The 13447-nt window shown below is 71.2% G+C and carries 9 protein-coding genes; 3 read left to right on the top strand and 6 right to left on the bottom strand.

Annotated elements, in window-relative coordinates; translation table 11 throughout:
* Positions 1–38: 38 nt before the first annotated feature.
* Positions 39–551 carry a transcriptional regulator NrdR gene (gene nrdR, locus ACGFZA_RS36165; RefSeq protein ID WP_385279792.1) on the bottom strand — a complete coding sequence of 171 codons (513 nt, stop codon included), beginning with the start codon at positions 549–551 and terminating at the stop codon, positions 39–41.
* Between the two features lie 556 nt (positions 552–1107).
* On the opposite strand from nrdR, the gene lexA reads away from it, so the two are divergent.
* Positions 1108–1902, top strand: coding sequence for a transcriptional repressor LexA (gene lexA, locus ACGFZA_RS36160; protein ID WP_219573501.1), 795 nt, complete (start codon positions 1108–1110; stop codon positions 1900–1902).
* Positions 1903–2005: 103 nt separating this feature from the next.
* Here the strand turns inward: lexA and ACGFZA_RS36155 are convergent, their stop codons facing one another.
* The 5 genes from ACGFZA_RS36155 to ACGFZA_RS36135 form a co-directional block, all read right to left on the bottom strand.
* On the bottom strand, positions 2006–3976 hold the full coding sequence (locus ACGFZA_RS36155) for an ATP-dependent DNA helicase (protein ID WP_385279788.1): 1971 nt from the start codon (positions 3974–3976) through the stop codon (positions 2006–2008).
* A gap of 50 nt (positions 3977–4026) precedes the next feature.
* Positions 4027–6030, bottom strand: coding sequence for an IucA/IucC family protein (locus ACGFZA_RS36150; RefSeq protein ID WP_393684791.1), 2004 nt, complete (start codon positions 6028–6030; stop codon positions 4027–4029).
* 60 nt (positions 6031–6090) lie between these two features.
* Positions 6091–6846 carry a GNAT family N-acetyltransferase gene (locus ACGFZA_RS36145; protein ID WP_393684789.1) on the bottom strand — a complete coding sequence of 252 codons (756 nt, stop codon included), beginning with the start codon at positions 6844–6846 and terminating at the stop codon, positions 6091–6093.
* Between the two features lie 172 nt (positions 6847–7018).
* Positions 7019–8947 carry an IucA/IucC family protein gene (locus tag ACGFZA_RS36140; protein WP_393684787.1) on the bottom strand — a complete coding sequence of 643 codons (1929 nt, stop codon included), beginning with the start codon at positions 8945–8947 and terminating at the stop codon, positions 7019–7021.
* A gap of 29 nt (positions 8948–8976) precedes the next feature.
* Positions 8977–10356: a diaminobutyrate--2-oxoglutarate transaminase family protein gene (locus ACGFZA_RS36135; RefSeq protein ID WP_385279776.1), complete on the bottom strand. Its 1380-nt coding sequence runs from the start codon at positions 10354–10356 to the stop codon at positions 8977–8979.
* A 361-nt stretch (positions 10357–10717) separates the two neighbouring features.
* Between ACGFZA_RS36135 and ACGFZA_RS36130 the strand changes: the two genes are divergently transcribed.
* Together ACGFZA_RS36130 and ACGFZA_RS36125 are read left to right on the top strand one after the other, a co-directional pair.
* The gene (locus ACGFZA_RS36130) at positions 10718–11947 is read left to right on the top strand and encodes a trypsin-like serine peptidase (protein WP_385279773.1); all 1230 of its coding nucleotides are present in this window, start codon (positions 10718–10720) and stop codon (positions 11945–11947) included.
* Between the two features lie 302 nt (positions 11948–12249).
* A complete protein-coding gene (locus ACGFZA_RS36125; RefSeq protein ID WP_393684785.1) occupies positions 12250–13419 on the top strand; it encodes a trypsin-like serine peptidase in 1170 nt (389 codons plus the stop codon).
* Positions 13420–13447: the final 28 nt, after the last annotated feature.

Here is a 13447-nt window from a genome sequence, read left to right as displayed (position 1 = left end):
CAGCCGATCGTCGGATCAGCGGGGCCGGCGGGTGCCGCTCAGTCGGCGGCGACGGCGGGAACGGGAACCTCAAGGGTCTCGCCGGTCCCGCATGCTTGTACGGGAGGCCGTCGCTCGCGGAGTTCCACGATGGCGGCCTCGAAGTCTTCGAGGCTGTCGAACGCCCGGTAGACGGACGCGAACCGCAGGTACGCGACGAGGTCGAGCTCCTGCAGGGGGCCGAGGATGGCCAGACCCACGTCGTGAGTGGTCAGCTCGGCGCTGCCGGTGGCGCGCACCGCCTCCTCGACCCGCTGGCCGAGCTTGGCGAGGGCGTCCTCCGTGACCGGCCTTCCCTGGCACGCCTTGCGCACGCCGGAGATGACCTTGGTGCGACTGAAGGGCTCGGTGACACCGCTGCGCTTGACCACCATGAGCGAACAGGTCTCCACCGTCGTGAAACGGCGGGAGCAGTCGGGGCACTGGCGACGCCGTCGGATGGAGGTCCCGTCGTCGGTGGTGCGACTGTCGACGACCCGGCTGTCGGGGTGCCTGCAGAAGGGGCAGTGCATGGCTCCCAACCCTCCTTCACAGCACGACTGAATAGCCTCTTCAGGCCCGGTGAGGGGCCCTCGAAGCGGTCTCAAGCATAGGCGATAGCCACACCCCCGATGGACGGGGACCACAACCTCTGGGCGGCTGAAGCAATCCAACCACTAGATCTTGGGTTCGGCCGCGCATTTGGCCCTAGCGCGTGTCGCGCACCGGGGGTGGCCGGAAGGCAGCGTACGGCCGACCACGAGGGTACGGGAAGCGGTCGGCGCCGCCGAGTGCGGGGCGGCGACCCCGAAGCCGCGCGGACGACCCGGACGGGCACACCCGGGGTCACCCCGCACGCCGGTTCCACGGAGGCGGACGCTACCGTAATGGTCCGAAATGCCGGTCGGTCCGCGCACGAGGACAAGAGAGCCGCCCGGCGACGGAACACCCCTCCCAGCTTCGCTCATACACCCGGCGCTGAGCGCTCGGCAGACTTTTATTCGTTTTTCACTCGAACGTGTGTTTGGCGCAACCTTTCGAAAGCTACTACCGTTGTCCAGCTAGGGAGACCATTCGAGAGGGGCCGACGTGACCACCACCGCAGACAGTGCCATCATCACTGCCCAGGACCGCTCCCAGAGCCGACTCGAGCCGGTGCATGCCATGAATGACTCAGTCACGAACACGGAGGGGCCGGAGCCCGCGCGCCCAGCGCGCTCGCTGCCCGGACGACCTCCTGGAATCCGGGCGGACAGCTCGGGGCTCACGGACCGGCAGCGGCGAGTGATCGAGGTCATCCGGGACTCCGTACAACGGCGGGGGTACCCCCCGTCGATGCGGGAGATCGGTCAGGCGGTGGGCCTTTCCAGCACGTCCTCCGTCGCACATCAGCTGATGGCCCTGGAGCGCAAGGGCTTCCTGCGCCGCGACCCCCATCGTCCGCGGGCGTACGAGGTGCGCGGCTCGGACCAGCCCAGCACGCAGCCCACGGACACCACCGGCAAGCCCGCGGCGTCGTACGTGCCGCTGGTCGGCCGGATCGCGGCCGGTGGGCCGATCCTCGCCGAGGAATCCGTCGAGGACGTGTTCCCCCTCCCTCGTCAGCTGGTCGGGGACGGAGAGCTCTTCGTGCTGAAGGTCGTCGGCGACTCGATGATCGAAGCGGCGATCTGTGACGGGGACTGGGTCACCGTGCGACGCCAGCCCGTGGCGGAGAACGGCGACATCGTGGCCGCCATGCTGGACGGCGAGGCCACGGTCAAGCGGTTCAAGCGCGAGGACGGCCATGTGTGGCTGCTCCCGCACAACTCCGCGTACCAGCCGATCCCCGGCGACGAGGCGACGATCCTCGGCAAGGTCGTGGCGGTGCTCCGACGGGTGTGAAGCCCGGCTCGGTCCGACTGGGCCCTTGGTATCCGCGGTACGGATACCAAGGGCCCTCGTCGTTTCCCCGCGGCGCCCGCGCCCTTCGCGGACCCGCCCGGGACTACTTCGCGTCGGCCTTGGCCGCCGCGTCGATCGCGGCGAGCGAGCGGCGTGCCTGGTTCGGGTCGGTCGTGTACCAGAAGTCGGGGAGCGAGGCTCGCAGATAGCTGCCGTACCGGGCATTGGCCAGGCGCGGGTCCAGCACCGCGACGACGCCCTTGTCCCCGGTCGCGCGGACGAGCCGGCCGGCTCCCTGGGCCATCAGCAGTGCCGCATGCGTGGCGGCCACGGCCATGAAGCCGTTGCCTCCCGCCTCCTCGACCGCCTTCTGCCGTGCGCTCATCAACGGGTCGTCGGGCCGCGGGAATGGAATCCGGTCCATGATCACCAACTGGCAGCTCGCACCGGGGACGTCGACGCCCTGCCAGAGCGAGAGCGTGCCGAAGAGACAGGTCTCCGGGTCGGCTGCGAAATTCTTGATCAGCTCGCCCAGGGTCTCCTCGCCCTGGAGCAGGATCGGCTTCTCCAGCCGGGTCCGAAGCTCCTCGGCCGCGGCCTGGGCCGCCCGCATGGAGGAGAACAGTCCGAGCGTGCGTCCGCCTGCGGCCTCCACGAGCTCGGCGAGCTCGTCCAGCATGTCGGTGCGGGACCCTTCGCGCCCGGGCGTCGCCAGATGCCGGGCGACGTACAGGATCCCCTGCTTCGGGTAGTCGAAGGGCGAGCCGACGTCGAGCCCCTTCCACTGCGGGACGTCATCGCCCGCGGTGCCCTCCGGGGAGAGTCCGAGGGACGCCCCCACCCCGTTGAAGTCCCCGCCGAGCTTGAGCGTGGCCGAGGTGAGAACCACGGAGCGGTCGGCGAAGAGCTTCTCGCGCAGCAGCCCGGAGACCGAGAGCGGCGCGACCCGCACGGAGGCGCCGAAGCGGTCGTGCCGCTCGTACCAGACGACGTCGTACTCGGAGCCCTGCGTGATGCGCTCGGCCACGCCGTGGATCGTCTCGACCGAAGCCATCGCCTGCTTGCGGACCGCGTCCTCGTCCTGGACGGACTTGTCACGCGTGGAGCCGAGCGCGGTGATCACCGTACGAGCGGCGTCCCGGAGCGCCATCAAGGCGTACCCGAGGTCCTCGGGAACTTCCTCCAGCCTGCCGGGCAGTGCCAGCTCCATCACCCGCTCGAAGCCCTCCGAAGCCGTCTGGAGCGCGTCGGCGGCCTTCTCGTTGACCAGCTTCGCCGCACGGCGCACCGCGCGGTTGACCTGGCCGGGAGTGAGCTCACCCGTGGCCACTCCGGTGACCCGGGACACCAGCTCGTGCGCCTCGTCGACGATCAGCACCTCGTGCTGCGGAAGCACCGGGGCGCCCTCGATGGCGTCGATGGCCAGGAGCGCGTGGTTGGTCACCACCACATCGGCGAGCTTGGCCCGCTCCCGGGCCTGCTCGGCGAAGCACTCCGCGCCGTACGCGCACTTGGTGGCGCCCAGACACTCCCGGGAGGAGACGGAGATCTGCGCCCAGGCCCGGTCCGAGACACCGGGGGTGAGGTCGTCCCGGTCGCCCGTCTCCGTCTCGTCCGCCCAGTCCCGCATGCGCAGCAGGTCCTGGCCGAGCTTGCTCGACGGCGCCGCCGCCTCGAACTGGTCGAAGAGCCCCTCTTCCTCCTCCTGCGGCACGCCTTCGTGGAGACGGTGCAGACAGAGGTAGTTCGACCGGCCCTTGAGCATGGCGAACTGCGGTCGGCGGCGCAGCAGCGGATGCAGGGCGTCGACGGTGCGCGGAAGGTCACGCTCCACGAGCTGCCGCTGGAGGGCCAGGGTCGCCGTGGCCACCACCACGCGCTCGCCGTGGGCCAGGGCGGGCACCAGATAGCCGAGCGACTTGCCCGTACCGGTGCCCGCCTGCACGAGCAGATGGGATTGGTCGTCTACGGCCTCGGCGACGGCACCGGCCATGGCGGCCTGGCCGGGCCGCTCCGTACCGCCGACGGCGGTCACGGCGGCGTGCAGGAGCTCGGGGAGGGATGGCTTCGTCATAGCCCGACCAGCCTACGGGGCGCCACTGACAACAACGCTCACTCCCGGACTCACGCGGAGGGGTGCAGCGGGTTGGGCACCGTGCCGTGGCGCGCCGCGTGCGGACGCTCTGGCCGGTCGCGGTAGCCGTCCAGGTGCAGGCGGTTGCGGTTCAGACAGAGGCGCTCGATGCGGGGCGTCAGCATGTCGAACATCTCGAACCGCTCCTTCAGCTCCGGGAACCGGGCGTGATGGCGCAGGATCTCCGCCCGGACGAGTGACCAGAATGCGCTCTCCGGGACGCCGAGCTGTTCCTCGCATAGCGGTGACAGGAAGCGGAAGACTCCGGTGAAGAGACCGGAGTGGATGAACTGGGTGAGGAAGGCGGGTTCCTCGGTGAGCAGGACGCGGCGTACGTCCTGCGGCATCGTGTCGTGCTCGGGCAGCGGCCGGGCGCTGACGTTCACGTCGTCGACGAAGTCCTTGATCGCCAGGCGCACCGGGACGTCGTGGTCGTCGAAGACGACGATGGCGTTCTCGCCGTGCGGCGAGAAGACGGTGCCGTAGCGGTACAGGAAGTGCAGCAGCGGCGGGAGCAGGGCGGCGAAGAGCCGGGTGAGCCATGCGGTGGGCGTCAGCCCGGAGCGGGCGACCAGCTCGGCGGTGAAGGCACGGCCCTGCGGATCGGTGTGCAGGAGCGAGGCGAGGGTGCGGGCCCGTTCGCCGGGCGCGAGGCGGGGCAGGAGGGGCTCGCGCCAGATCGCTCCGAGGATCTCCTTGAACTGGTACGGCGTCTCGGGGAGGTGGTCGTAGAGCGGGTGCTCGACCGTGACCGAGGCGACCTCGCCGAGGAGGATGACGCCGCAGGTGTCGCGCAGGAACGGATCGTTGTCCCGCATCCCCTGCACCCAGCTGGTGACGGCGGGCGCGGCGAGGGTGCGCTCGGTCGGCAGGCCACGCCAGACCAGCGTGTTGAGGATGGACAGCGGGAGCTTGACCGTGTGCCGGTCGGGCCGGGCCAGGTTGGCGAAGGTCCGGATGGACTGCTGCGGCAGGCGCAGGTCCGGGTCGGCGTGCAGGGGCACGATGTCGCCGGCGGCGATGGCCGGGGCGAACAGGGGAATGATCCACTCGTCCCACTGCCAGGGATGGACGGGCAGACAGTAGTAACCGTCCGGGTCGAGGCCCCGGCCGCGCAGAGTGGCGGCGAAGGACGAGCGGACCGCGGGGTCCAGTTCCTGGGCGTAGAGCTCGGCGGAGTCGGCGAGCGCACCCACCCCCCGGTAGGCGGCGATCCGGGACGAGACGGCGATCCACGGCAGCGTCACCGGTGTGCGGGCCTCCGGGGTGAAGCGGGCGGCGTCGCCGGCGGAGAACCCGAGCCGCCCCTTGTTGGCGACGATCCACGGATGCCCCGTCTGGTGGCCCTCCAGTTCGGCGTAGCCGAGGTCGGCCAGTTCGGCGGCGGTGACCGCGCCGTGGTCCAGGCGGGCGTCGGCGGTGAGCGTGGTAGTGAGCTCACGGACGAGATGGCCGAGCGTGGCACCGTCGAGCCCGAGAAGGCGGCGGGCGCGGGCGAGGAAGAGCAGCGGATCACCGAAGGGGACGCTGCCCTCCACCTGGTCCCCGGCCGGCGTACCGCTTGCCGTGGCAGCGGTCGCGTAGGCCTCGGCCACCGCACTGCTCGCCGCATGAGCGGTCGTGTCGGCCTCCGCCGCCACGCCGCTCGCCGCACGGACGGCCGTATCGGCCTCGCTCGCCGCACGGGCGGCCGCATCGGCCTCCGTCGCCGCACTGCTCGCCTCACGGATCGAGTCCGGGGCAACGCGCCAACTTCCGTAGACGCCCCGCCGGGCGGTGAAGCTCAGGCTGCCGCCGTCGTCGAGCACGAGGGTGTACGTATCTCCCCCGGCGGATCGTGGAACGGGCTGGACGACTTCCTCGTAGGCGAATTCGCCGAGCATCTTGGCGAGCAACCGGGCGGCGGCCCGGTCCCAGACCGCCCGGTTCAGTTCCGGGGTGCTGAGCAGCGCGGGCGACTGGACCGCATCACGGCTCACGGGATATTTCGGCACGGGGACTCCTCGGGAGGGAACCGACGGGGTTCGAGCGGTGTGGGCGGGGCAGCGAATCGTTCACAGTTGGTCACGGTGGGCTCGGTCGCGGATCATCAGCGCGGCCCGCTTGTCGGGGAGTCGGACCTCGGCCGAGTAGCGGAATCCGGCGCTCAGGAAGGCGGAGACGGACGGGGTATTGCGGATGTCGGGCTCGGCGACGACTCGCGTGCACCGGGGGCGGTTGTCGAGGACGAGGTCGGAGACGGCCCGGAGGAGGGTGGTCCCGATCCCACGGCCCCGTCGGCCCACATCACCGATGAGAAGGTGGATCCCGGTGTCGTGCGGCCGGACCCGGCAGAGCCGGGCCAGCGGGTCGAGGTCGGCCCGGTAGATCTCCCAGTAGCTCATCGGGACGCCCGCGAGCACGCCCAGACAGGGGACGCTGCGTCCGTCACCGTCGAGTTGGGGCATCAGGTGCCGGGCGGTGACGGCCTCGGCTCCGGCGAGTTCCCAGAAGGCCGCGACGGCGGGGTCGTTCATCCAGCGGCTGATCAGCGCGAGATCGCGTTCCGGACGCACGGGGACGAGCTGGAACACTCCGGCCGGGGTGGTGACCGGCTTCCACTCGGCCGGCCGGTCGAGCAGCACGGAATCCTGCGGTCCGCATGAGGGGGCGGGGGTCTCCTGCGCGCCCCCGTGCGGCACGGGGGCCTCCTCCGCCAGGAGCGCGAGCAGTTCGTCGGTGAGCCGCAGATCCAGCGTGTCCTCGGTGCCCGCCCCGGCCCGGGAAGCGGGGCAGGCCCCGGGGTCGGCGGGCGCGTCGGCGGGAGGCACGGTGCCGCTCTCCTCTCTCGTCGGCGTCCGGCCGGGACGGGGTTCAGCGGTCGGCGTCCCGGTCGGCACGGATTCGTCGGTCGGCGTCCTGACCGGGACGGGTTCGCCTGTCGGCGTCCCGGCCCGGACGGGGTTCAGCGGTCGGCGTCACGGCGGGGACGCGGGGGGATCCTCAGCCGCACAGGGGGTTGGTGATGGTGACGTAGACGGACTGGGTGTCCACCGGCCCGACGAGTTCGTCGAGGCCGTGCAGGCGCGTCAGCATGTTGGCCTTGCAGCGCAGGCGGGGGGTTTCCAACAACTGCGCGGGGAGCGGGGATCCCAGGGCGGTGGCCGAGCCCAGGAAGCGCCGGAAGGCGGCGAGGAGCACCTGTTCGTCGGCGAGCTGCTGGGCGCCGAACGCCCCGATCAGTCCGAACACGTTGTTGATGCCGAGGTAGTACGCGAAGCGTTCGTCGGTGACGGCGTCGGAGACGAAGGTGTCGCTGACCGATCCGATGCCGGGGAGCCTGTGGTCGAGGGCGGCGCGGTGGGACTCTCGGAAGTAGTAGCCCTGATTGTCGCGGTAGCGGCCGCCGACCGGCCAGCCCTCGGCGTCGAGCAGGACCAGGGTGTTCTGCTGATGGGCTTCGAGGGCGACCCCCGCGTTGCCGTCGAGCCAGAGCACCGGCTGCACCACCCGGTCCAGGTAGCGCAGGAACCACTCGGCCGCGACGGCGGTCGTGGCCCGGCCGGTGGCGGCGCCGAGGCCGAGGACGATGTCGGCGAGGCGGGAGCGCATGCCCGCACGGTCCGGCCAAGGGCGCGGCGAAGTGAGCCCGGCGATGCAGACCGCGTCGTCGTACCGGCCGAAGGGATTGTGGCGCAGCATGACGTCGAGGCCCGGGATGTGTTCGCCCTCGGGGGTGTCGACCGCGAGCCAGGCGGGGTCGCGGACGATGTCGAACGTGGGGTGGACCGCGTGCCACTGCCGGGCGAGTCCGCTGCGCAGCAGCCGGTGGACCTCCACGCCCCGGTGGAGCTCCTTGCGGAGGTTCTCCCGCCGGGAGTTGGTGATCCGCACCCCGAGGGAGAGCTTCAGCATGAGGTCGGCGCCGGGCCGCTGCACGGTGCGCACCGAGGAGGTGGGGTGCCAGCGCTCGCCGTACGGACCGAGGTCGTGCAGCAGGCCGGAGTCGGCCAGGGCGGCGACTTCGGGACGCATCGCCAGTTCGCGGGCCTGCCAGGGGTGCAGCGGGATCGGTGCCGTGTGCGGCGGGAGGCGCAGGCCCTCGGCATGGCGGGCCACCAGTTCCCCGGCCGGGACCGGGCGGCCGTGGTCGGTCCAGGCGGAGTCGGTGGCCAGTACGGACCGGTCGACGGCCATCCAGTGGAGCGGGAAGGAGCCGTGCGACTCGGGTGAGTAGAGGCGGGACTCCGAGTCGGAGAGGCCTTCCCTGCTCTTGGGCGAGGGGTGGAACGGGTGGCCGAGGAGGAGTGACTGCTCGGCGGTCAGGAAGAGGTCCGCCGCGGCGGGCGGGGCGGGCCGGCGCCGTTGCCCCTCGATGAAACCGGCGGTCCGCCGCACCGAGTCGGCCACCCTGGCCACCATGTCGGCGCCCTCGTTGTGGTCGGCCTCGCGGCCCAGGAGGGCGGCGACGGTGACGGCGTCGGCGGGGGGTGCGTCCTCGGATGCCTGCTCCAGGCGGGGCGGGCCGAAACGGTGCCAGCCGGTGGCGGACCAGTGGAGGACGGGGACGAGCAGGGCGTTGCCGCTCGCGGGCAGCGGGATGCGCAGGGTCTCCCCGGCCGGGCGCGGCAGGTCGCATTCCCGCGCCCAGCAGCGCAGCAGGTTCTCGATGCCCGCAGCGCCGGCGGCGCGGAGCGGGTCGGAGTGGTCCAGGGGATCGGGGTGGGCCGGGGGGTCGGGATCGTCCAGCGGTTCGGACGCCGGTGCGGGGCAGGCGGTCGTGGTCCGGTGGGCGTGCCACGGACCGTGCGGCACCTCCTTCTGGCGCGGCACGGTCGACGCCTCGACGGCGAGGTGGCCGGAGGTCCCGGCCTCTCCCCGGTGGTGGCTGGAGGGAGGGCCGTCGGCCTCGGGCGCGGGGGTGGGGTTCACGGCGGTCTTTCCTGTGATGGTTTCCGGGGTCAGCGGATCGACCCGGTCGCGGTCCGTCGGTGCGGTGAGCGTTCGGCGGCTGCCAGGGCGTGGGCAAGGCGGTCGACGACCGCTGTCGCCTGTTCGTCGGTGAGCGTGAGGGGTGGGAGCAGACGTACGACCGTGGAGTGACGGCCGCCCAGTTCAACGATGAGGCCGCGGCGCAGGCACTCCTGCTGGACGGCCCTGGCGAGGACGGGATCCGGGGGTGCCTCGCCGCCCGAGCCCACCGGAGCGGCCTCGGGGTCGACCAGTTCCACGCCGATCATCAGTCCGCGCCCGCGGACGTCACCGATGCACGGGTGCCGGGAGGCCAGTGACCGCAGGTTCGCGAGCATCCGGGCGCCCAGGGCGGCGGCCCGGTCGGCGAGCTGGTTCTCCCGCACGTAGGCGAGGGTGGCGGTGCCGGCGGCCATGGCGAGCTGATTGCCGCGGAAGGTGCCGGCGTGGGCACCTGGCTGCCAGGTGTCGAGCTCGGAGCGGTAGACGATCACGGCGAGCGGGAGGGAACCCCCGATGGCCTTGGACAGCACCATCACGTCGGGCACGATGCCGCTGTGCTCGACGGCCCAGAAGGCACCGGTCCGGCCGACTCCGGTCTGGACCTCGTCGGCGATCAGGGGGACGGACCGGGCTGCGGTGATCTCCCGCATCCGGCGCATCCAGCCGTCCGGAGCGGGATTGACGCCGCCTTCGCCCTGGACGGGTTCGAGGATCATGCCGGCCGGTGCGGGTGTTCCGCTCTTGGGGTCGTCCAGCACGCTCTCGGTCCAGCGCGCGGCCAGTTCCGCGCCGCGCTCCCCGCCGGCGCCGAAGGGACAGCGGTAGTCCTGCGGGAACGGGAGCCGGGTCACCCGTACGTCCTCGGCGCCACCCGAAGCGGCGAGGGCGCCCGCCGTCATGCCGTGGTACGCGCCGGTGAAGGCGAGCAGACCGCTGCGGCCGGTGGCGGCGCGGACCAGGGTGAACGCCGCCTCGACCGCGTCGGTGCCGGCCGGCCCGCAAAACTGGATCCGCGCGTTGTCGGCGAACTCCCTCGGCAGGGTGGAGAACAGCTCCGTGGTGAAGGCGTCCTTGACCGGCGTGGCCAGATCGAGCACGTGGAGCGGTGCACCCGAGTCGATGACCTTCTTGATCGCCTCCAGGACAACCGGATGATTGTGCCCGAGGGCCAGCGTCCCGGCTCCGGACAGGCAGTCGAGGTAGCGACGCCCGTCCGCTCCCTCGATGGTGAGTCCGCGTGCCCGCACCGGCACGATCGGCAGCGAACGGGCATACGTCCGGGCGGCCGATTCGCGCAACGCCTGGCGGCGCAGGATGCCTTCGTGCGGCGCGAGTGGTGGTGCCGGAGCTGGTTCGGTCACGGCCACGGCTGTTGATCCTCCCGCTGTAACAGTTGCGTTGCACGTCAGCACGATTCCGCAAGGACGGACTGCGGGGGTGAACGCTGTCTGTGTGTCCCCCGTATGTACCAACGACGGCGGGCGCGCGGGATCACGGGTAAATCCGAAGATCCTTACGGGCCGGAACCGGGCCCCTGCCGCACGCCGTCCACAGCCACACCGGCATAGTGGGGGACCGTGCCGTGGCTCCGGGACGGAGTCCCGGCCGGCCGGCATGGGCGGAAGGCCGCACGGACCGACGTCCGCCGGAGCCGGCCCGTGTCTCGCACAGCAGTACCGAAGTGCCGTACAGAAGCTTTGATTGACGAAGTCCCAGGGGGATCACCAGATGCGACTCGTTCGACCAGGATTCACCGCACGCCGTGGGGGAAGCGCTCGCCGCTTCCCCTCCCCCGTGCTTGCCGCCGCGGCGGTCACCGCCGTCCTCGCGCTCACCGCGACCGCCTGCGGGCCGGGCGAGGACGACGCGAGCACCGGGCCGAGCAGCAGTTCCGCGGGCCAGACGTCGGACGGCAAGATCGCCATTCCGGATGATCTGAAGGACCGGCTCAAGGAACACGGGATCGACCTCGACCAGTGGAAGGGCGGCGAGTGGAAGAACTGGGACAAGGACAAGTGGCTGCGTGAGGCCAAGGACTACATCAACCCCATCATCGAGGGCCTCTGGGACCCGGACCGGATGCGGGACGCCGACAAGGCGCCCGAGCAGCCGGTCGAGAACGACATCTCCGGCGACAAGGGCGTGACGGACCCGACGCCCGCCCCGGTCCGGGCCGTCGGCGTGCAGACGCCGTACCACGACAACGCCGCGGAATCGGGCAAGCTGTTCTTCGACGGCCCCGAGGGCTCGATGGTCTGCTCGGCGACCGTGGTGAAGGACCCGGCACACCCCGGCAAGTCCAACATGGTGTGGACCGCGGGCCACTGCGTGCACGCAGGCAAGAAGGGCGGCTGGTACCGCAACATCGCCTTCGTGCCGTCGTACAACGACAGCGGCCTGTCGACCGACGAGCTGCGGAACAACCCGCCCAAGGAGAAGGTCGCCCCGTACGGCGTGTGGTGGGGCTCGTGGGCGCAGACCTCCCAGCAGTGGATCGACCAGGGTGCCTCGGTCGGCGGTCTGGGCGCTCCGTACGACTTCGCCGTGCTGCACGTGACACCGGAGAAGGGCTCGACCGGGAAGTCCCTTGAGGAGACGGTCGGTTCGGCCCTGCCGGTCGAGTTCAACGCCCCGGCGGTGCCCAAGATCGCGGACATGACGGCGACCGGCTTCCCGGCCGCTCCGCCGTACGACGGCCAGAAGCTCTTCCAGTGCAAGGACAAGCCGGGCCGGCTCTCGCTCACCCAGGACGACCCGACGATGTACCGCATCGGCTGCACCATGACCGGTGGTTCCTCCGGCGGCGGCTGGGTCGCGGCGGGCCAGGACGGCAAGCCCGCCCTGGTCTCCAACACCTCCATCGGCCCGGTGTCGGCCGGCTGGCTGGCCGGACCCCGCCTGGGCGAGGAGGCCAAGGGCGTCTACGACTCGGTCAGCAAGAAGTACGCGGGGCAGTGAGCACGGATCGTCGTCCGCACGGGCGCGGATGACGACACCTCAGGGGTCTTCGGCGGGAGGTTCTCTGCCGAAGACCCCTGACCCGCGGGAACGTCGATCCGGTTGAGCCGTGCCTGCCGCTGGGTCTGCGGCCCTGCCGTGCCCGATCCAGGATCCGCGGCGCCCGGCGCCCGGCCCCGGTGGCGACGACCGCCGCCCGGCCCGTCATAGGGTGATCCCGCACCATCACCGACAGCCGGTCATCCCGGCATCCGGCATGACAAGCTCATGCCATTTTGAAGATTTCAGGGGGAATCTTTTCCATGCGATCCATACGTCCGCTGCTCGCCGCGACGGGTCTCGTCGCCGCACTCGCGCTGACGGCCACGGCCTGTGGTCCGAGCGAGGACCAGGCGGCCGACAAGCCCGTCGCCACCGAATCCGCCGGCTCCGACTCCAGTGACGGCATATCCGCCGGTCTGGCCGACACCCTGAAGAAGCACGGGGTCGATCCGGAGAAGTGGAAGAGCGGCGACTGGAAGAACTGGGACAAGGACAAGTGGCTGCGTGAGGCCAAGGACTTCGTCAACCCGGTCATCGACGGGCTGTGGAAGCCCGACCGGATGAAGTCCGCGAAGGACCCGGCCAAGACCATGTCCGCCGGGGACCTCTCCGGCGACCAGGGTGTCACCGACCCGGAGCCGAGGCCGGTCACGGCCGAGGCCGAGAAGACGCCGTACCACGACTACGCGGCCCCCGTCGGGAAGGTGTTCTTCGACTCCCCCGAGGGCTCCATGGTCTGCTCGGGCACCGTCGTCAAGGACCCGAAGAACCCGGGCAGGTCCAACCTGGTGTGGACGGCCGGCCACTGCGTCCACGCCGGCGCGAAGGGCGGCTGGTACCGCAACATCGTCTTCGTGCCCGCCTACAACGACAAGGGCAAGACCGCCGCGGCGCTGGAGAACGCGCAGCCGCAGGAGATCGCCCCGTACGGCGCCTACTGGGCCGACTGGGCCACCACCTCCGGCGAGTGGCTGGCCGACGGCGGCCCCACCGGCGGTGAGGGCGCCCCGTACGACTACGCGGTCCTGCACGTGAAGCCGGAGCGCGGCACCAAGTCCCTGGAAGAGACCGTGGGCAACGCCCTGACGGTCAACTTCGACGCCCCGGATGTCGCGCGGATCAGCGCGATGGGCGCGTGGGGCTACCCGGCCGCCCCGCCGTACAACGGTCTGATCATGCACAAGTGCGTCGACCGTCCCGGCCGGCTCTCGATCAGCCCCGCCACTCCCACGATGTACCGCATCGGCTGCACGATGACCGGCGGTTCGTCCGGCGGCGGCTGGTTCAGCGAGGGCGGCGACGGCAAGCTGGCGCTGGTCTCCAACACCTCCATCGGCCCGGCGACGGCCGGCTGGCTGGCCGGTCCCCATCTGGGCGAGGGCGCCCAGCAGATCTTCACGATGATGAGCGACAAGTTCGGCGCCGAGTAACGGACGCGCCCGCACGACAGACGGATGG

This window comes from Streptomyces sp. NPDC048211 (assembly GCF_043202315.1).
GTDB lineage: Bacteria > Actinomycetota > Actinomycetes > Streptomycetales > Streptomycetaceae > Streptomyces.
This window is presented reverse-complemented; position numbering and strand designations above follow the sequence as displayed.